Genomic DNA, 19,899 nt, shown 5'->3' on the forward strand with positions numbered 1-19,899 from the left:
CGTGGTCGCTGTCTGAAGTGCGTGCCGGTCACCCTCTGTGGATCTCGTACGGGTTTCGTGCGAGTTTCCGGGGGGCGCCGTCGCTGCGGTTCGGGGGTTTTTTCACCACCCGGCCACGGGCTACCAGGGTATCAGCGAGTCCGGCGCACCGCTTCCGGCCACGCTCCGCACACGCCCGGCCAACCCAGCGTGCTCCACTCACCCGGACAGCTCAGCGGCGATGCCGGAAGGCATCGGCGGATCACCCACGTGCGTCGTATCCTGCTCGGACACTCGCCGCCGAGCCGCTGGTTAACACGGCACCACCCCGACCGTCACCCACAACATGCGCTCGTTGGCGATCCCTTGACCGCAGTCGCAGTAGCAGTAAGCGCCCCGCGGGGCGGACATGGCCGTTCGACTGGAGATTGCACGTGGCCGGGCGCATCGAGGATTACGCACTCATCGGAGACATGCAGACCGCAGCACTGGTCTGCCGGGACGGCACAACCGACTGGCTGTGCCTGCCACGCTTCGACTCGCACGCCGTCTTCGCCGGACTGCTCGGCACCGATGAACACGGCTTCTGGCGGATCGGCCCGGCCCATGCGGCCGACGCGCCGCCGCCCCGCGCGGACCGGCGCCGCTACCGGGGCGACTCGCTCATCCTGGAGTCGGAGTGGGACACCCCGCGCGGCACGGTCCGGGTGACGGACTTCATGCCGCCGCGTGACGGCGCGCCGCAGCTGATCCGGATCGTGGAGGGCGTCAGCGGCCGGGTGCCGATGCGCAGCGCCCTGCGCATGCGTTTCAGTTACGGGCGTGTCGTGCCCTGGGTGCACAAGGTCGACAACCGTACGGTCGCCGTGGCGGGGCCGGACTCGGTGTGGCTGGACACGCCGGTGGACACCTACGGCAAGAACCTCACCACGTACTCCGACTTCACCGTCTCGCCCGGTGAGCGGATCGCCTTCACCATCAGCTGGCAGCCCTCCCACAAGGAGCAGCCCGCCCTCCCCGAGCCGGAGGCCGCCCTGGAGGCGACCGAGGACTTCTGGCGGGAGTGGGTCGAGCACTGCACGTACCACGGGCCCTACCGCGAGGCAGTGGTCCGCTCGCTGATCACGCTCAAGGCCCTCACCTACGCCCCGACCGGCGGCATCGTCGCCGCGCCCACCACCTCGCTGCCCGAGGACATCGGCGGCTCGCGCAACTGGGACTACCGCTACACCTGGCTGCGCGACGCGGCGATCACCCTCTCCTCGCTGCTGCGCACCGGCTACCGCGAGGAGGCCCGCGCCTGGCGGGAGTGGCTGCTGCGGGCGGTCGCGGGCGACCCGGAGAACCTGCAGATCATGTACGGGATCGCGGGCGAGCGGGAGCTGGGCGAGGCCGAGCTGGACTGGCTGCCGGGGTACGAGGACTCGGCCCCGGTCCGGGTCGGCAACGGCGCCGCCCACCAGCTCCAGCTGGACGTGTACGGCGAGGTCACCGAGGCCCTGCACCTGGCGCACATGACGGGCCTGGCGCGCAACGACTACGCCTCGCTGCTGCAGCTCAAGCTGATCCGCTACCTGGAGGACCACTGGGACCAGCCGGACGAGGGGATCTGGGAGGTGCGCGGCCCGCGCCGCCACTTCGTGCACTCCAAGGTGATGGCCTGGGTCGCGGTGGACCGCACCATCAAGCTGATCGAGTCGGGCGACGCGGACGGGCCGCTGGAGAAGTGGCGCGAGCTGCGCGACGACATCCACCGCGATGTGTGCGAGAAGGGGTACGACAAGGAGCGCAACACCTTCACGCAGTCGTACGGCTCCAAGGAGCTGGACGCCTCCTTGTTGCTGATCCCGCAGATGGGCTTCCTGCCACCGGACGACAAGCGGGTCATCGGCACCATCGAGGCGATCCAGAACGAGCTGTCCACCCCCGACGGGTTCATCCTGCGCTACCCGACGGCGGGCGAGGAGGCGGGCTGTGACGGTCTGGAGGGTGACGAGGGCGCGTTCCTGGCCTGCTCGTTCTGGATGGCGGACGACCTGGCGATGATCGGCCGGGTCGACGAGGCCCGCAAGCTCTTCGAGCGGCTGCTCTCGCTCCGCAACGACCTGGGGCTGCTCGCCGAGGAGTGGGACCCGCGCGAGCAGCGGCAGGTGGGGAACTTCCCGCAGGCCTTCAGCCACGTTCCGCTGATCGACACGGCGCTGCGGCTGACGGCTTCGGGGGCGTACGGGGGGTAGCTCACCGCGCCCTGACATGGGTGTCCGCTTAGAGTGGAATTGTCCTGTCCCCTCCAGGAAGGGGGCTGTGTCATGACCACCCCCTCGAAAGCCGGCACGGCCCTCGCCGAGCTCCGCGAAGACCTCGCCGGTGACGTGTTCGTTCCGGACGATCCGGGCTACGACGAGGCCCGGACGGTCTTCAACGCCATGATCGACCGGCGCCCCGCCGTGATCGCCCAGTGCGAGTCCGACGCGGACGTGGTCACCGCCGTGCGCTTCGCGCGCGAGCTCGACCTGAAGATCGCCGTACGCGGCGGCGGCCACAGCGTCTCCGGCCAGGCCCTCAACGACAACGGCCTGGTCATCGACCTGCGCCGGATGCACGAGGTGACCGTGCACCCGGCCGCCCACGCCGTCCGCGTCCAGGGCGGCGCCCTCATGAGCCATCTGGACCGGGCCACCCAGCCGCACGGCCTGGCCACCACCGGCGGGCGCGCCTCCACCACCGGCGTCGGCGGCTTCGTCCTCGGCGGCGGATCGGGCTGGCTTGACCGCACGTTCGGGCTGGCCGTCGACAACCTGCTCGGCGTCGAGCTGGTCACCGCCGACGGCAGCATGGTGACCGCGAGCGCCGAGGACAACCCCGAGCTGTTCTGGGCGCTGCACGGCGGCGGCGGCAACTTCGGCGTCGCCACCTCGATCACCTTGCGCCTGCACGATCTGCCCGAGTACGCCATCGCCATGCTGATGTACCTGCCCGAGCACGCCCGCGAGGTGACGCGGACCTATCGCGAGATCATGGAGAACGGGCCGGTCGAGGCGAGCGGCGGCGTCATCTTCCTGACCGCGCCGCCCGAGCCGTTCATCCCCGAGCACCTGGTCGGCAAGGTGCTGTGCGGCGCCCTGGTGGCGTACGCGGGCGGCGAGGAGGCCATGCGCAAGGTCGCCCAGCCGCTGATCGCCCTGCCGCACGAGGTCGAGATCGTCACCGCCATGCCGTACGCGGACGTGCAGTGCATGATGGACGACCCGACCGGGCTGCGGAACTACTGGTCGGCCGAGTATCTGACCGGCCTGCCCGATGAACTCGTGGACGTCTTCTGCGCCCTGGGCGAGTCCCTGCCGACGCCCACCGGCACCCAGCACGTGATCTTCCCGCTGGGGGGCGCCATCGCCGACGGCCCCACCGAGTACCCGGTGCCCTACCGCGACGCGTCCTGGGCCGTGCACCCCTTCGGGATCTGGGAGGACCCGGCCGACGACGAGCGCTGCCGGGCGTGGGTCAAGGACGTCCGGGCCAAGGTCCAGCCCTGGTCGACCGGCGCGGTCTACCTCAACTTCACCGGCGACGAGGGCCCCGCCCGGGTGATCGCCGGCCTCGGCCCCGAGAACATGCGGCGGCTCGCCGAGGTGAAACGCGCCTACGACCCGGACAACGTCTTCCGCTTCAACCACAACATCGCCCCGGCCTGACGGAAACGGAGAAGTGTGTCGTACCGTGACCCGCATCACCGTTCGGTACGACAAAACACGAGGTGAACCCCATTGGAGAGCCAGGGCGGGATCACCGTGCAGCGCGCTCTCGAACTGCCCGGGCTGCGCGGCGGGCTCCCCGAGGTGGTCGCCGGGGCCGAGCGCCTGGGCCGCACCGTGCGCTGGGTGCACGCGGGCGAGGTCCCCAACATCGCCTCGCTGCTCAAGGGCGGCGAGCTGCTGCTGACCACCGGCCTGGGCCTGGGCACCCGCCCCGCCGAACAGCGCGCCTTCGTACGACGCCTCGCCGAGCGGGGCATCGCCGCCCTGGTCGTCGAGCTCGGCCCGCGCTTCAGCCGCCTGCCCGCCACCATCGTGGACACAGCGCGGGCGGCCGGGCTGCCACTGGTCGCGCTGCACCGCGAGGTCCCGTTCGTGACGGTGACCGAGGAGATCCACACCGAGATCGTCAACGGCCACTACGCCCTGCTCCAGCGCGCCGAGGAGGTGCACCGGCGGTGTACGGGCGCGCTGCTCTCGGGCGGCGGCGTGCCGCAGGTCCTGTCGATCCTGGCCGACTTCACGGCCAACCCGGTGTTCCTGGAGACCCCGGACGGCCAGCTGCTCTACGCGGCCGCCGGCTCCGGCGAGGCGGGTGCCGACCCGCTCCAGGTGTGGGAGGGGCTGCGCGGCCAGCGCGAGGCGCGCGAGTCGGGGCCGCCGACGGGCGCGGTCCTGGTGGACGTGCCCGGCGGCGGCCACGGCACCGGCGCGGTACGGGCCCGGCTCGTCCTGCTCGCCGTCGCCGCGCCGCTGCTGCCGGTCCACCGGATGGCGGCGGAGCGGGCCGCGGGCATCCTCGCGGTGGTGCTGATGCAGGCGCGCCAGGACGAGGAGCTGGCGGCGCGCGGGCGCGGCGACTTCCTGACCGACCTCGCCGAGGGCCGCATCACCGCCGAGGACGCCCCCGCGCAGGCGAAGGTGCTGGGCTTCAAGCCGAGCGAGGGCCCACTGCTGCCGGTGGTCATGCGGCTGACGACAGAACTCTCGGCGTCCTCCCCCACCGGCAACTGGGCGGTCCTTGCGCGCGCGGTCCTGGAGGAGCTCTCCTCGGTGGGTGTGCCGGTCCTGCTCGGCGTACGGCCGGTGGAGGGCCGGGTTCCGCTGCTGCTCGGGCTGCGCTCGGAGTCGGAGCGCACGGCGGTCGCCGACCGGGTGGCGGCGGCGCTGCGGGCCGGGGTGGAGCGCGCCGGGCTCGCCCGGGCCGGGGCGCAGCCGGTGGTGGTGGTCGGGGTGGCGGGCGGCTGGGCGGCGGCCTCGGCGGGGCTGCGCCACGCGGGCGAGACCGCCGCGGCCGCGCAGGGCCTGTCCGAGCGGCCCTGGTACGACGCGCGGCGCCTGGACATCGACCTGCTGCTGTGGCGGCTGCGCGAACACCCGGACCTGGCGGCGTTCGTGGAGCGCGCCATCGGCCCGCTGCGCGCACACGACGCGGCCTCGCGCCCGCCGCTGCTCCCCACTCTGGAGACCTATCTGGCGCACGCGGGACGCAAGGCGGAGACGGCCCGCGAGCTGCACCTCAACCGGCAGACGCTCTACAACCGGCTGGCCCGGATCGCGGAGCTGCTCGGCACGGACCTGGACGACCCGCAGACGGTCCTGGCGCTTTCCCTGGCACTGAGGGCCCGCCGCCACGTCCCGTAACGACGCTCACCCTCCATGACGCTGCGTCAATTCGTCGTACACACTGAGCACTTGAGCCACCGTCTCGTCCTCGGTGGGCCAGTCCGCCGCCTGGACGAGTCCGGCCTCGGCGAGCTCGCGGCGCCGGCCGGGGTCGGCAAGCAGCCGCGCCACGGCGTCCCCGAGCGCCGCCGCGTCCCCGTAGGTCACCAGCTCGGCCGCGTCCCCGACGAGCTCCGGCACCCCGCCCACGGCGGTCGCGACCAGCGGCACCCCGAGCCGCAGCGCCTCCTGGGCCAGCAGCGAGCGCCCTTCCCAGCGGCTCGCGAGCACCGCCACGTCGGCGGCGGCCAGCAGCTCGGTGACGTCGTCGCGCCGGCCGAGCAGCTTCACGGGCAGCGCCTCGGCCTCGATGCGCCGCTGGAGCGCGGCCCGCTGCCGGCCCTCCCCCGCGATCGCCAGCAGCGGTACGGGATCGAGCGCCTTCCAGCGGTGGGCGGCGTCCAGCAGCACGTCGTACCCCCGGTGCTCGACCAGGCTGCCGACGGCCATGAGCAACGGCCGCTCCACGGCGCCGAGTTCGGCCCGCGCCTTGCCGTCCGGGACGGGCGTATGGGGCCCGGGCACCGCGACCGCGGCGAGCCGGGCGTCCCGGGCGCCGCGCCGCCGGGCGCGGTCGACCAGGTCCGAGGAGGTGCCGAGCACCACGGCGGCCGCACGTGCCGCCCGCCGCTCCAGCATCCGCAGCACCCGGCCCCTGGCGCCCTCGGCGTGGAAGCCGATGTGCCAGGTGACGACGAGGGGGATCGCCCGCCGCCCGCCGAGGGCGAGGGCGCTGCGTACGGCCGCGTGCAGCCCGTGCGCGTGCACCACGTCCGCGCCGGCGCAGACCGCCCGCAGGGCGCCGACCGCCACCGGGTCGCCGCGCCGGGGCACCGGGACGAAGTGGGCGCCCGCGCCCCGGAAGTCGAACTCGCGCTCCAGCGAGGCGGGAGCACAGACGGTGACCCGCACGCCCCGCGCGGCGAGGCCCGCCGCCAGCGAGCGCACATGCGCGCTGCTGCCCGCGCTGCCGCCGCCCAGCACTTGGACCGTACGCAGCTGTGACACGTGAACAGGCTCCCGGGTCGGCGGTGGGCCGGTGTGGACCCCGGCCAAGGATGCCAGCCCGCACGGACGTTCCGCCCCCGTCCGGACGTTTCCCCGTGTCGACAGGCGGCGGACCGGCCCGGTGGACCACCCACACGGGTGAACCGCCGGGCGGGGCGCGAACCTACCCTTCGGCCCGCGCCGTCGCCAGCAGCTCCTCCGCGTGGGCCCGGGCGGTCTCGGAGTCCTCCTGGCCCGCCAGCATCCGGGAGAGCTCGCGGACGCGGTCCTCACCCTCCAGGACGGTGACGCCGGACCGGGTGACCGTGCCGTCGTTGGTCTTCTCCACCAGGAGCTGGCGGTCGGCGAAGGCCGCGACCTGGGGCAGATGGGTCACCACGACGACCTGCGCCGACTTGGCGAGCTTCGCGAGCCGCCGGCCGATCTCGACCGCCGCCCGGCCGCCGACGCCCGCGTCGACCTCGTCGAAGAGGTACGTGGGCACCGGGTCCGTACCCGCGAAGACCACCTCGACCGCGAGCATCACCCGGGAGAGCTCACCGCCCGAGGCGCCCTTGGCGATCGGCCGGGCCGGGGCGCCCGGGTGTGGGGCGAGCAGCAGCTCCACCTCGTCCGCGCCGGTCGGCCCGTACGCGACGGTCCGCCCGTCCACCTCGACGCCCTCGGGGTCCTCCACCTGCCGTACCGCGAACGACACCCGCGCGTGCGGCATCGCGAGCGACGCCAGCTCGGCCGTCACCGCGTCCGCGAAGCGGGCCGCGGCCTCGGTGCGCGCGTCGCTCAACTCCTGGGCCAGCACGGAGAGTTCACCGCGCAGCCCGTTCCGCTCGGCGGTCAGCTCGCCGATCCGGTCGTCGTCACCGTCGAGCTCGGTCAGCCGCGCGGCACTCTGCTGCGCCCAGGCGAGGACGGCCTCGATGTCCTCCCCGTACTTACGGGTGAGCGCGGTCAGCGCCGCCCGCCGCTCCTCCACGGCCGCGAGCCGCAGGGGGTCGGCGTCCAGGTCGTCCGCGTATCCGGCGAGCTCGCCCGCCACGTCGCCGAGCAGGATCCCTACCTCGCCGATGCGCTCGGCGAGCGCGGCGAGGGCGGGGTCGTGCGACCGTACGGCCTCCAGGGCCCGGTGCGCGCCCGCCACCAGGGTGGTCGCGTCGACGCTCTCCGGGTCCTCGGGGTTGCCCGCGAGGGCGGCGTGCGCGAGGGCGGCGGCGGACGCGAGCGCCTCGGCGTGGCCGAGCCGCCCGGCCTCGGCGGCGAGTTCGGTGTCCTCGCCGGGCAACGGCTCGACCGCCGCGATCTCGTCGAGCCCGAACCGCAGCAGGTCGGCTTCCTGCGCCCGCTCGCGCGCCCGCGTGGTCAGCTCCTCCAGCTCCCCGGCGACGGCCCGCAGCCGCCGGTACGCCTCCGCGTACTTGGCCAGCGGCCCGGCCACGGCGTCCCCGGCATACCGGTCGAGCGCCTCGCGCTGCCGGGCGGGGCGCAGCAGCCCCTGCTGATCGGTCTGCCCATGAACGGCGACGAGGTCGTCGGCCAGCTCCGCGAGCACGCCGACCGGCACGGAACGTCCGCCGAGGAACGCCCGTGAGCGGCCCTCCGCCGAGACGGTACGGCTGACCAGCAGCGCACCCTCGTCGAGCTCGGCCCCGGCCTCCTCCGCGCGGATCGCCGCGGTGGCGCCCGCGCGCAGCGCGATCCGTCCCTCGACGACCGCCGACTTGGCGCCGATCCGCACCAGGGCGGGGTCGGCGCGCCCGCCGAGCAGCAGCCCCAGGCTGGTGACGACCATGGTCTTGCCAGCACCGGTCTCGCCGGTCACCGCGGTGAACCCGGGCGACAGCTCGACGACAGCGTCGTCGATGACCCCGAGCGACCGTATCCGCATCTCCTCCAACACGCCCCCGACCTTACGAGGTCCGAGCCCTGCCGTGCGACGCCCCCCACAGGCTCACGCTCCCGATTGACCCGCGTGCCGCTTTTGCCCCCTACCTCGCCCCTTCCCGCTGTGACACTTGCGGCTCCGCCGCGTGGCCTCCGGGGGCCCTCGTTCGTCTGCGGACCGTGCTGGGTTGCTCGCGCAGTTCCCCGCGCCCCTGAATGCGCCCCGTCGGGGCGCCCCTGCAGGGGTGCGGGGCTGTGACATGTGCGGCTCCGCCGCGTGGGCCCGACCAGCCACATGCGGCCCGCAGCCGAAGACAGCGGGGTGCAGGCCCCGCAAGGGGGTCCGGGGGCGAAGCCCCCGGGAAACCACCCCCACCCCCACCCACCCCCGGAGGGTTCAGGGGAGGGGCGGGGAGGGGCTCAAAACCTCAGTGCGGCGCGCCCCGCCACCCACTCACCGGCAGCGCGAACTTCGCCACCAACCGGTCCGTGAACGACGCATGGTGCAGCCGCGCCAGACGCACCGGCACGGCCCCCCGACGGACCTCCACCCGAGCCCCCGGCGGCAGCTCGACCGTACGCCGCCCGTCACACCACAGCACCCCGTGCGGCGTATGCGGCTGCACCTCCACCGCCAGCACCGAAGTCGGCGACGTCACCAGCGGCTTGGCGAACAGCGCGTGCGCGCTGATCGGCACCATCAGCAGCGCCTCGACCTCCGGCCACACCACCGGCCCACCCGCCGAGAAGGCGTACGCCGTCGACCCGGTCGGCGTCGCGTACACGATCCCGTCGCAGCCGAACCCGGTCACCGGCCGCCCGTCGATCTCCAGGACGACCTCGAGCATCCGCTCGGGCGACACCTTCTGCACGGCGGCCTCGTTCAGCGCCCAGTCGGTGTGCACCACATCGCCGTTGCTGTGCACCACGACGTCGAGGGTCATCCGCTCCTCGACCTCGTAGGAGCGCGTGACCACCCGGTCCACGACCTTGTCCAGGTCGTCCCGCTCCGCCTCGGCGAGGAACCCGACCCGGCCGAGGTTGACGCCGAGCATCGGCACCCCGGACGCCCGCGCGAACTCGGCGCCGCGCAGCAGCGTCCCGTCCCCGCCGAGCACGATCAGCAGCTCACACCCGTCGAGGCACTGCGGAGTCGCCTCCTTGACCGTTTGTACGGCTTCCGACTCCGGCAGCGGAATGTCGGCCGCCTCCGCCTCCAGGACCCGCACCCCGATGCCGCAGCGCAGCAGTCCCCGTACCACCAGCTCCGCGCTGCGGATGGCGGCGGGCCGCCCGGTGTGCGCGAGCAGGAACACCGTGCGCTCCGCACCCCGCTCGCCCACGCCGTCCCCCGCGCGCCTCTCCTCCGCGTTCCCCAACGAGCTCAACTAGGTCCCTCCGCCACTGCACGCTCGACATCAGCCGGATCCAGCGCGGGCGCCCCGGCCCGCAGCCACAGAAAGTATTCGACATTGCCGGAGGGTCCGGGCAGGGGGCTGGCCGTGACCCCCAGCACACCGAGCCCGAGCGCGGCAGCCTGCCCGGCCACCGTGCGCACGGTCTCGGCCCGCAGCTCCGGGCTGCGCACCACACCGCCGCTGCCGAGCCGGTCCTTGCCGATCTCGAACTGCGGCTTGACCATGAGCACCAGGTCCGCGCCGGGCGCGCAGCACCGCACCAGCGCGGGCAGCACAAGCCCCAGCGCGATGAAGGACAGGTCCCCCACCACCAGGTCGACCGGCTCGCCGTCGATGTCGTCGAGCGTCAACTCCCGTACGTTCGTCCGGTCCTTGACGGTGACCCGGTCGTCACTCTGAAGGGACCAGGCGAGCTGTCCGTACCCGACGTCCACCGCCACCACGTGCCCCGCGCCCGAGCGCAGCAGCACGTCCGTGAAGCCGCCGGTGGAGGCGCCCGCGTCCAGCGCCCGGCGCCCCTCGACCTTCAGCCCCTGGGGGACGAACGCCGCCAGCGCGCCGGCCAGCTTGTGGCCGCCGCGCGAGACGTAGTCCGGGTCGCTGTCGTCCTGGGCGACGACGATGGCGGCGGCGGTCTCGACCTGGGTGGCGGACTTGGTGGCGGTGTTGCCGCCGACCGTCACCCGCCCGGCGGCGATCAGCTGCGCGGCGTGCTCACGGGACCGGGCGAGCTTCCGGCGGACCAGCTCGGCGTCGAGGCGGCGGCGTGCCACTCCTGCCACGTTCGGTTCAGCTCCTGTTGTCGTACGTATGTGACGCGGGGGACGGGACCGGCGGCCCCGGGCGGGCGTCGAGCGCGCTCAGCGTCTCGCGCAGCCCCCCGTGTACATCCTCGTACACCTCGACGTGTCCGTCCGTATCGAGGTGGTCGACGTCCGCCAGACGCTCGACCAGGGCGTCCACCCGGGGGTCGCCGGTGGGCTCGCGGGGCACGTCCAGGGGTGCCGGGCCGACGGGGTCGTCGTGCGCGCCGGCCTCCGCCTCGGGCTCCGGCATCAAGTCGCTCATGCCAAGACGCTACCGCGTGCGCCTGCGGTACGGTCGATCACGATGGCGACGATGGAGGAGTGCCGCGCGGCACTCGACGAACTTTCCGGCAACCTGGCCCGCGCGGACGGCGACGTGCGCGCAGCGGCCGCCCTCGACCGCTCGCTGAGCTGCCACATCACGGACCTGGACGGTACGTTCACCGGGCACCTGCGGGACGGCCGCATCGAGATCGAGCGGACGCTGGACGGTCCGCCGACCGAGCGCGCCCAGATCCGCCTCGCCATGAAGGGCGACGACCTGGTGGCGATGGTCGCGGGTGAGCTGAACTTCGCGCGGGCGTGGACGTCGGGCCGGGTCCGCCTGGAGGCGGGGTTCCGCGACCTGCTCAGGCTGCGGACGCTGCTGTAGGCGACTCGGGCTGCGGACGCCGCTGTAGCGAACCGGCTCCTTCAGGTCGCACGAAAGCCGTACGAAAGCCGCGCGAAAGCCGTACGAAAGCCGTACGAATCCGGCGCCCGCGCGTCCGTCAGGACACCGCCGCCGCGTCCCGCTGCCGCGCCGCCGGTACCACCAGCGGCGTGCCCGTCTCCGGGTCGTCGATCACCTGGCAGCGGACCCCGAACACCTCCCGCACCAGCTCCGCCGTGACGATCCGCGACGGCGGGCCCTCGGCCACGATCTCGCCGCCGCGCATCGCGATCAGATGCGTGGCGTACCGGGCCGCCTGGTTGAGGTCGTGCAGCACCGCGACCAGCGTGCGCCCCTGGGACTCGTGCAGCTCGGCGCACAGGTCCAGGACCTCTATCTGGTGCTGGATGTCCAGGAACGTCGTCGGCTCGTCGAGCAGCAGCAGCGGCGTCTGCTGGGCCAGCGCCATCGCGATCCACACCCGCTGGCGCTGCCCGCCCGACAGCTCGTCGACGTACCGCTCCCCCAGCTCGCCCACGCCGGTGGCGTCCATCGACTCCTGGACGATCCGCTCGTCCTCGGGCGACCACTGCCGCAGCAGCCCCTGGTGCGGGTAGCGGCCGCGCGCGACCAGGTCCGCGACGGTGATCCCGTCCGGCGCGATCGACGACTGGGGCAGCAGCCCGAGCGTCCTGGCGACCTTCTTCGCGGGCATCGAGTGGATGGTCTGCCCGTCGAGCAGCACCCGCCCCGCGCTGGGCTTCAGCATCCGCGACAGGGCGCGGAGCAGCGTGGACTTGCCGCAGGCGTTGGGGCCGACGACGACCGTGAACGAGTGGTCCGGGATCTCCACCGACAGGTCCTCGGCGATCACCCGCTGGTCGTAGCCGAGGGTCACCGAATCGGCGCTGAGGCGCTGCATGCTCGTACTCCTGGAGTCCGTACGGGGGTGGGGGACGTGCGGGCCGCTCATATCCGGCCCGCCTTGCGCTCGGTGACCAGCAGCCACAGCAGATAGAGGCCGCCGACCACGCCGGTCACCACGCCCACCGGCAGCTTGCTCTCGCCGAACAGCCGCTGGGAGGCCCAGTCCGCGGTGACGAGCAGGGTCGCGCCCATGCAGCCGGAGGCCAGGATGTTGGGCCCGGTGGCCCGGGTGAGGCGGCGGGCGAGCTGCGGCGCGGTCAGCGCCACGAAGGAGATCGGCCCGGCGGCCGCTGTCCCGGCGGCGTTGAGGAGTACGGCGGCGAGCATCAGCACGGTCCGGGTCCGCTGGACGGGCACGCCGAGCGCGTACGCCGCGTCGTCGCCCATCTCCAGCATCCGCAGCGGCCGTCCGTACGCGAGGATCACCGGCAGCAGCACCGCGAACAGCGCGAGCAGCGGCCACACCTGCGCCCAGTCCCGCCCGTCGAGCGAACCGGTCAGCCACACCATGGCCCGGGTCGCGTCGACCAGTTGGGCCTTGGTGAGCAGGTACTGGATGCAGGCGGTGAGCATCGCGGCGGCGCCGATGCCGACGAGCACCAGGCGGTAGCCGTGCACGCCCTTCTTCCAGGCGAGCAGGTAGACCGCGACCCCGGTCGCCAGCCCGCCGAGCAGCGCGCCGACCGCGACCTGGGTGGCGCTGCCCCCGAACCAGACGATGACGACGAGGGCGCCGACCGACGACCCCTGCCCGAAGCCGATGATGTCCGGACTGCCCAGCGGATTGCGGGAGATGGACTGGAAGACCGCGCCCGAGATGCCGAGCGCGGCACCCACGAGCAGCCCCACCAGCACCCGGGGTAGCCGCAGCTCGTTGACGATGAAGTCCTGCTGGGGGGTGCCGGAGCCGAAGAGCGTACGGAGGACGTCGAGCGGCGCGATGTCGAAGTCGCCGCTGCCGACGAGGACCACGCCCGCCGCGAGCGCCGCGACCAGCAGCGCCACGACGACGACCAGCGAGCGGGGGTCGGCCCGGAAGGAGTAACCCCCGGGCGTGCGTACGGCCTTCACAGCTGAGCCATCCTCTTGCGGCGGACGAGAAAGATGAACACGGGTCCGCCGATCAGCGCCGTGACGATGCCCACCTGGAGCTCGGAGGGCCGGGTGATCACCCGGCCGACCACGTCGGAGCCGAGCAGCAGCACCGGCGAGAGGACGGCCGCGTACGGCAGGATCCAGCGCATGTCGGGCCCGGTGATGGCGCGGACGACGTGCGGGACCATCAGGCCGATGAAGACGATCGGCCCGCAGGCGGCGGTCGCGGCCCCGCACAGCAGCGTGACAGTGACCATCGACAGGACGCGGGTACGCGTGAGATGGGCGCCCAGCGCGCGGGCGGTGTCGTCGCCCAGGGCCATCGCGTTGAGCGGCCGGGCGATGAGCGCGGCGAGCACCAGCCCGGCCACCACGAACGGCGCGATCTCGGTGACCGTGTCCGCGTTGGCGGAGGCCAGCGAGCCGACCGACCAGAACCGCAGCCGGTCGAGCGCGGCCGAGTCCATCAGCTGCACGGCGTTGATGTACCCGTACAGCGCGGCCGTGGCAGCCGTCCCCGCGAGCGCGAGCCGGACCGGGGTGGCGGACCGGCTGCCGCCCAGGACGTACACCAGCGCCGAGACGACCGCCGCGCCGACGAAGGCGAACCAGACGTAGCCGGTCAGGCTGGTGACACCGAAGAAGCTGATCGCCGAGACCACGGCGGCGGACGCACCCGCGCTGACGCCGAGGATGCCGGGCTCGGCCAGCGGGTTGCGGGTGAGCGCCTGCATCACCGCGCCGGAGACGCCGAGCGCGGCCCCGACGAGCAGCCCGAGCAGGGTACGGGGCACCCGGGTGTCGTGGACGATGACGTCGTCGGTGGTGCCGGAGTAGTGGAACAGCCCGTGCCAGACGTCCGCGAGCGGGATCTGTTTGGCGCCGACCGCGATGCTCGCGAGGGCCACGAGGGCCAGGACCCCGAGGGCCGCGAGCAGTCCGGCGGCGCGCAGGGCGTGCCGCCGGGCGGTGGCGGTCGGGGGCGCGGGGGCGGTCTCCGCGCTCGGCTTCGAAGGGCTGTCTACCAACACGCAAGTTAGGTTAGCCTACCCTGCGAAGCGCTCGACAGAGCCCTTGATCATCGAGCGTCCGGTGTACGCCGACCGACCGACGGCCCCTGCCGGGCGGCCGATGTCCGCGGGCGGGGCGGCCGATGTCCTCGCCGGGGGGCCTATGGTCCACGCCGAACGACCAACGGCCCCCGCCGGGCGCCCGACTGCTCCCGCCGAATGGCCGACGGTCCTCACCGAGCGCCCGCCGGTCCACGTCGAGCAGCCGAAGGTCTTCGCCCAACGGCCGACGGTCTTCGCCCAACGGCCGACGGTCTTCGCCCAGCGGCCGACTCCAGGGCCCTGCCCGGAGTCAGAACCCCAGCCGCCCCAGCACCTTCCCCGCATCCAGCTCGCACACACCCTCGCCCGCGTGCGTCCACGCCGCCGCGCACAGCGCGCGCAGGCCGTCCAGCGGCTCGCCGTCGCCGTCCAGGGCGAACGCCGCGTCGCGTACGGCCGCCGTCCACCCGCCGCACCCGAACTCACCGTCATTTTCAGCCACTTCCGGCTGGCCGGTCAGCATCCCCCGCAGATCCGCGTCCACGAACGTCGGCCGGTGCTCGGGCCGAGCGGCCAACAGCTGGGCGCCGTCGGTCACCCCGGTGAGGACGAGCAGCGAGTCCACCTCGCCGTTGAACGCCCCCTCGATGTCCGTGTCCAGCCGGTCCCCCACCACCAGCGGCTTGCGCGCACCCGTCCGCAGGATCGTCTCCCGGTGCATCGGGGGCAACGGCTTCCCGGCCACCTGCGGCTCGGCGCCGGTCGCGATCCGCACCACCTCCACCGCCGCCCCGTTGCCCGGCGCGATACCCCGCCCGCTCGGGATCGTCAGATCGGTGTTGGACGCGAACCACGGCGCCCCGGCCGCGATCGCGTAACACGCCTCGGCGAACCTGCCCCAGGCCAGATCGGGCCCGCCGTACCCCTGCACCACGGCCACCGGCGCGTCCTCGGCCGACTCCACCGGCACGAGCCCGCGCTCGCGCAGCGCCACCCGCAGCCCCTCCCCGCCGATCACCAGCACCCGCGAACCCTCCGGCACCTGCTCGGAGATCAGCCGCGCCACCGCCTGCGCCGAGGTGATCACATCGCCGGGCGCGGCCGGCACCCCGAGCTCCGTGAGGTGCGCCGCCACCGCGTCCGGCGTCCGCAGCGCGTTGTTGGTGACGTACGCGAGGTGCATCCCGCCCTCGCGCGCCGTGCCCAGCGAGTCGACCGCGTGCGCGATCGCCTCACCGCCCGCGTACACCACCCCGTCAAGATCCAGCAGAGCCGTGTCGTACGCCTCGCTCAGCGCCCCCGCGCTGCCGCTCGGCCGGGTCCTGCTCGGCTGGCTCATCCTCATCCACTCCTCGCTCGACGCTCTCCCCCCGATCATCGCGCATGCCCGCACCCCACTTACCATGCACCAATGACCACAACTGGGCGTACGGACGACGGGCTGCGCCTGATCCCCTTCCGAGGCCTGCGCTATGTACCCGAGCGCGTCGGCAGCCTCGCGGCCGTGACCTCCCCGCCGTACGACGTGGTGGTGCGGCCCGACGGCCTCCTCCACCTGGAGTCGGCGGACCCGTACAACATCGTCCGGCTGATCCTCCCGCAGGCCGCCACGCCCACCGCACGGCACCAGCAGGCCGCGCTCACCCTCGAGGACTGGCTCTCCGAGGGCGTCCTCGCCCCGGACCCGGAGCCCGCGCTGTACGTGTACGAACAGCACGGCGGCGGGCTGCTCCAGCGCGGCCTCATCGGGGCGCTGGCCCTCTCGGAGCCCTCCGAGGGCGTGGTGCTGCCGCACGAGGACGTGATGCCGCACGTCGTCGAGGACCGCGCCGACCTGATGCGGACGACCGCCGCGCACTTCGAGCCGCTGCTCCTGACGTACCGCGGCGACGCGAACGCCAACGGCAGCACACCGGCGGGCGCGGGCGCGGTCATCGAGCGGACCGTACGGCGCGAGCCGCTGCTCGCGACGACCACCGAGGACGGCTACAGCCACCGGCTCTGGGCGGTCACGGACCCCGCCGACCTCACCGAGATCCAGACGGAGCTCGCCCACCACCAGGCGGTGATCGCCGACGGCCATCACCGCTGGGCGACCTATCTGCGGCTGCGCTCCGAGCAGTCGGCGCCGGGCCCCTGGGACTTCGGCCTGGTCCTGCTCGTCGACACGGGCCGCTATCCGCTGCGGGTGCGCGCCATCCACCGGCTGCTGCACCGGCTTCCGGTCAGCGACGCGCTGGCCGCGGTGGCCGAAACCGGTGCCTTCCGCATCCGTACGCTCGCGGTGCCGCTGCCCGACGCACTCGACGTCCTCGCGGAGGCGAGCGCGTCGGGCAACGCGTTCCTGCTGGCGGGCGACGGCCGCTTCCACCTCCTGGACCGCCCCGACACGGACCTGCTCGCCCGCACCGTCCGCACGGACCGCCCGCAGGCCTGGCGCGACCTGGACGCGACCGTGCTCCACTCCACGCTCCTGGACCACGTGTGGCGCATCCCGGACGCGCCCGAGCACATCATGTACATCCACGACACGGCGGCCGCCGTCGAACAGGCGGAACGGCGCGGCGGAACGGCGGTGCTCATGCATCCCGTACGCGAGGAGGTCGTCCGGGACCTGGCCCGCCAGGGCGTCACGATGCCCCGCAAGTCGACGTCCTTCGGCCCGAAGCCGGCAACGGGTCTGGTGCTGCGGAGCCTGACGGTCAACTGAGTCGTGAACTGAGCCGGTTACCCTCCCGGCTACCTCGGATACGCAAAAGGGCGGCACCCCGGCCGGGGTGCCGCCCTTTGTCACCTGCTTCTCAACTGCCTACGGGAGGTCAGGCCTTGTCGGCCGGGCCCTTGTCGGCGTCAGCCTCCGCCTCGGCCTCCGCCTCGTCGAAGTCATCGTCGAGGTCATCGGCGTCCACGTCGGCGCGAACCTCGTCCTCGTCGGCGCGAACCTCGTCCTCGTCCTCGTCCTCGTCCTCGTCCGGCAGGCTGTCCGACTCGTCGGCGGCCTCGGCGACGTCGGTGTCCGGCTCGTCGAGGAGGTCGGCGTCGGCCTGCTCCTCGTCGAGGGCGTCCACGAAGTCCACGCCGTCCATCTCGGCCAGCCGGTCGGAGGCGTCGGTGGCGCCGTCCTTGTCGGACTCCAGCGCCTTGGCGAACCACTCGCGCGCCTCGTCCTCACGCCCGGCGGCGAGCAGCGCGTCCGCGTACGCGTACCGCAGACGCGCGGTCCACGGCTGCACCGAGTTCGACGCCAGCTCCGGGCTCTGCAGGGTCACGATGGCGGCGTCCAGCTGCCCCAGGTCCCGCCGCGCCCCGGCCGCGACCAGGCGCATCTCGACCTGGCTCGCCTTGTCGAGCTTCTGCACCTCCGGCGCACCGGCCATCTCGAGCGCGCGCTCGGGCCGGCCCATGCCGCGCTCACAGTCGGCCATGACGGGCCACAGCTCGACGTGCCCGGTCATCCGCCGCGCGGCCCGGAACTCGGCCAGCGCCTCGGAGTACTTCTGCGTCGCGTACGCCGCGAACCCGGCCGCCTCGCGGACCGCCGCCACACGGGAGGCGAGCCGCAGGGCGATGCGCGAGTACGCGTACGCCTGCTCGGGGTCCTCGTCGATCAGCCGGGCCACCATGACCAGGTTCTGGGCGACGTCCTCGGCGAGGGTCTTGGGCAGGCTCAGCAGCTCCTGACGCACGTCCTCGTCGATCTCGTTGCCCGTGACGTCCTCGTCGATGGGCAGACGCTTGATCGGCTCGCGGTCGCGGTCGCGCTCACGGCGGTCGTCGCCGCCACGGAACCCGCCGCGGTCGCCACGGTCGTCTCGGCCGCGGTAGCCACCACGGTCGTCGTCGCGGCGCGGACCACGGTCGTCCCGACGGAAGCCGGGACGGTCGTCGCGGCGGTCGTCACGACGGGGGCCACGGTCGTCATCACGACGGGGACCACGGTCGTCGCGCCTGTCATCACGGCGGAAGCCACCGCCGGAGGGACGGCCGCCACGGTCGTCGTCACGGCGGAAGGAGGGACGGTCGTCATCACGGCGCGGGCCGCGGTCGTCGCGGCGGTCGTCGCGGAAGCTCGGGCGGTCGTCGCGGCGGAAGCCGCCACCCGTACCGCCACGGCTGTCATCACGACGGCCGTAGCCACCGCCACCGCCGGAGGGGCGACCACCGCGGTCGTCATCACGGCGCGGGCCACGGTCGTCACGACGGTCGTCACGGAAGCTCGGACGGTCGTCACGGCGGAAGCCACCGCCGGTGCCGCCACCACGGTTGTCGTCACGACGGCCGTAGCCACCGCCACCGCCGGAGGGACGACCACCACGGTCGTCGTCGCGGCGCGGGCCGCGGTCGTCACGGAAGCTGGGACGGTCGTCACGGCGGAAGCCGCCACCCGTACCGCCACCACGGTTGTCGTCACGACGGCCGTAACCACCGCCACCGCCGGAGGGACGACCACCACGGTCGTCATCACGACGGAAGGACGGACGGTCGTCGTCACGGCGCGGGGCACGGTCATCACGGCGGAAGCCGCCACCGGTGCCGCCACCACGGTTGTCGTCACGACGGCCGTAACCGCCACCGCCGCCGGTGGGCCGGCCGCCACGGTCGTCATCGCGGCGCGGGGCACGGTCGTCACGGCGGAAGCCACCACCCGTACCACCACCACGGTTGTCATCACGGCGACCGTAGCCACCGCCACCGCCGGAGGGACGACCACCACGGTCGTCATCACGACGGAAAGACGGACGGTCGTCATCGCGGCGCGGGCCACGGTCGTCACGACGGAAGCCACCGCCAGTGCCACCACGGTTGTCATCGCGACGGAAGCCACCGCCAGTGCCACCACGGTTGTCATCACGGCGGAAGCCGCCGCCGGTCCCGCCGCCACGGTTGTCGTCGCGACGGCCGTAGCCGCCACCTCCACCGGTCGGCCGGCCGCCACGGTCGTCATCGCGGCGCGGGGCACGGTCGTCACGGCGGAAGCCACCACCCGTACCACCACCACGGTTGTCATCACGACGGCCATAGCCGCCGCCAGCGCCACCGCCGCCGGAGGGACGACCACCACGGTCGTCGTCACGGCGCGGACCACGGTCGTCACGACCGCCCCGGTAGCCGCCCCTGTCACCGCCGTCACGGCTGCGCCACTCGCGCTGCGGACGGTCCTCGGGAGAGTTGGTGGACATCGGTGCGACTCCTGTCTTCGGGTACTGCAGTCATTCTCGCGCAGTCGGCTGCCCGACGCGCTTCGGAAAGTTGAAGCGAAAATAAAAAAGGACCCTTGGTCCCAGCGTTGAACGCTGGGACCAAGGGTCCTGAAAGATTGTTCGGCGGTGTCCTACTCTCCCACAGGGTCCCCCCTGCAGTACCATCGGCGCTGAAAGGCTTAGCTTCCGGGTTCGGAATGTAACCGGGCGTTTCCCTAACGCTATGACCACCGAAACCCTATCGGTTTCGAGCGAACAAGCACACTCTTCAATTAAGGTGGTTCTGCTCAAAGCCAGCAACTGTTCGTTGCTTCAGAACTAACACAGTGGACGCGAGCAACTGAGGACAAGCCCTCGGCCTATTAGTACCAGTCAGCTCCACCCCTTACAGGGCTTCCACATCTGG

Annotated in this window: 15 protein-coding genes, 1 rRNA gene and 1 pseudogene; 5 read left to right on the forward strand and 12 right to left on the reverse strand. The window is 73.1% G+C overall.

Going from position 1 to position 19,899, the window contains the following annotated elements; genetic code table 11:
* Positions 1–413 precede the first annotated feature (413 nt).
* From AB0G17_RS04215 to AB0G17_RS04225, 3 genes are all read left to right on the forward strand, one after another.
* On the forward strand, positions 414–2,216 hold the full coding sequence (locus AB0G17_RS04215; protein WP_361375280.1) for a glycoside hydrolase family 15 protein: 1,803 nt from the start codon (positions 414–416) through the stop codon (positions 2,214–2,216).
* Positions 2,217–2,288: 72 nt separating this feature from the next.
* Positions 2,289–3,671: an FAD-binding oxidoreductase gene (locus AB0G17_RS04220; RefSeq protein ID WP_361375282.1), complete on the forward strand. Its 1,383-nt coding sequence runs from the start codon at positions 2,289–2,291 to the stop codon at positions 3,669–3,671.
* A 72-nt stretch (positions 3,672–3,743) separates the two neighbouring features.
* On the forward strand, positions 3,744–5,375 hold the full coding sequence (locus AB0G17_RS04225; protein WP_361375284.1) for a PucR family transcriptional regulator: 1,632 nt from the start codon (positions 3,744–3,746) through the stop codon (positions 5,373–5,375).
* Positions 5,376–5,381: 6 nt separating this feature from the next.
* On the opposite strand, the gene AB0G17_RS04230 is transcribed toward AB0G17_RS04225, so the two are convergent.
* The 5 genes from AB0G17_RS04230 to AB0G17_RS04250 form a co-directional block, all read right to left on the reverse strand.
* On the reverse strand, positions 5,382–6,464 hold the full coding sequence (locus AB0G17_RS04230) for a glycosyltransferase family 4 protein (RefSeq protein WP_361375286.1): 1,083 nt from the start codon (positions 6,462–6,464) through the stop codon (positions 5,382–5,384).
* A gap of 163 nt (positions 6,465–6,627) precedes the next feature.
* Positions 6,628–8,346 (reverse strand): DNA repair protein RecN, encoded by a 1,719-nt coding sequence (recN, locus tag AB0G17_RS04235; protein WP_361375358.1) that lies wholly within the window; start codon positions 8,344–8,346, stop codon positions 6,628–6,630.
* A gap of 424 nt (positions 8,347–8,770) precedes the next feature.
* Entirely contained in the window at positions 8,771–9,721 is a 951-nt protein-coding gene (locus tag AB0G17_RS04240) for an NAD kinase (RefSeq protein ID WP_361375360.1), read from the reverse strand.
* 5 nt (positions 9,722–9,726) lie between these two features.
* Entirely contained in the window at positions 9,727–10,542 is an 816-nt protein-coding gene (locus AB0G17_RS04245; RefSeq protein ID WP_361375288.1) for a TlyA family RNA methyltransferase, read from the reverse strand.
* Between the two features lie 7 nt (positions 10,543–10,549).
* Complete coding sequence (locus AB0G17_RS04250; RefSeq protein WP_329397603.1) at positions 10,550–10,828, reverse strand: hypothetical protein; 279 nt, start codon at positions 10,826–10,828, stop codon at positions 10,550–10,552.
* Positions 10,829–10,870: 42 nt separating this feature from the next.
* On the opposite strand from AB0G17_RS04250, the gene AB0G17_RS04255 reads away from it, so the two are divergent.
* Positions 10,871–11,218 carry an SCP2 sterol-binding domain-containing protein gene (locus AB0G17_RS04255; RefSeq protein ID WP_361375291.1) on the forward strand — a complete coding sequence of 116 codons (348 nt, stop codon included), beginning with the start codon at positions 10,871–10,873 and terminating at the stop codon, positions 11,216–11,218.
* Between the two features lie 118 nt (positions 11,219–11,336).
* Here the strand turns inward: AB0G17_RS04255 and AB0G17_RS04260 are convergent, their stop codons facing one another.
* The 4 genes from AB0G17_RS04260 to AB0G17_RS04275 form a co-directional block, all read right to left on the reverse strand.
* Positions 11,337–12,140, reverse strand: a complete 804-nt coding sequence (locus AB0G17_RS04260; protein WP_361375293.1) for an ABC transporter ATP-binding protein — start codon at positions 12,138–12,140, stop codon at positions 11,337–11,339.
* Between the two features lie 47 nt (positions 12,141–12,187).
* Positions 12,188–13,216 carry an iron chelate uptake ABC transporter family permease subunit gene (locus tag AB0G17_RS04265; RefSeq protein ID WP_361375295.1) on the reverse strand — a complete coding sequence of 343 codons (1,029 nt, stop codon included), beginning with the start codon at positions 13,214–13,216 and terminating at the stop codon, positions 12,188–12,190.
* A complete protein-coding gene (locus AB0G17_RS04270; RefSeq protein ID WP_361375297.1) occupies positions 13,213–14,271 on the reverse strand; it encodes an iron chelate uptake ABC transporter family permease subunit in 1,059 nt (352 codons plus the stop codon). The genes AB0G17_RS04265 and AB0G17_RS04270 overlap by 4 nt, the downstream gene beginning before the upstream one ends.
* Positions 14,272–14,602: 331 nt before the next feature.
* Positions 14,603–15,631 carry an HAD hydrolase-like protein gene (locus AB0G17_RS04275; RefSeq protein ID WP_361375299.1) on the reverse strand — a complete coding sequence of 343 codons (1,029 nt, stop codon included), beginning with the start codon at positions 15,629–15,631 and terminating at the stop codon, positions 14,603–14,605.
* 72 nt (positions 15,632–15,703) lie between these two features.
* On the opposite strand from AB0G17_RS04275, the gene AB0G17_RS04280 reads away from it, so the two are divergent.
* Positions 15,704–17,002, forward strand: coding sequence for a DUF1015 domain-containing protein (locus AB0G17_RS04280; RefSeq protein WP_361375301.1), 1,299 nt, complete (start codon positions 15,704–15,706; stop codon positions 17,000–17,002).
* A 109-nt stretch (positions 17,003–17,111) separates the two neighbouring features.
* Here AB0G17_RS04280 and AB0G17_RS04285 read toward each other — a convergent pair whose 3' ends face one another.
* The 3 genes and pseudogenes from AB0G17_RS04285 to rrf form a co-directional block, all read right to left on the reverse strand.
* On the reverse strand, positions 17,112–17,978 hold the full coding sequence (locus AB0G17_RS04285; RefSeq protein ID WP_361375362.1) for a hypothetical protein: 867 nt from the start codon (positions 17,976–17,978) through the stop codon (positions 17,112–17,114).
* 522 nt (positions 17,979–18,500) lie between these two features.
* Positions 18,501–19,472 (reverse strand): annotated as a pseudogene (locus AB0G17_RS04290) (hypothetical protein); the annotation flags it as partial.
* Positions 19,473–19,611: 139 nt separating this feature from the next.
* A 5S ribosomal RNA gene (gene rrf / locus AB0G17_RS04295) occupies positions 19,612–19,728 on the reverse strand.
* Between the last annotated feature and the right edge of the window lie 171 nt (positions 19,729–19,899).

The sequence above is a fragment of the Streptomyces sp. NPDC023838 genome, assembly GCF_040639555.1.
Lineage (GTDB): Bacteria > Actinomycetota > Actinomycetes > Streptomycetales > Streptomycetaceae > Streptomyces.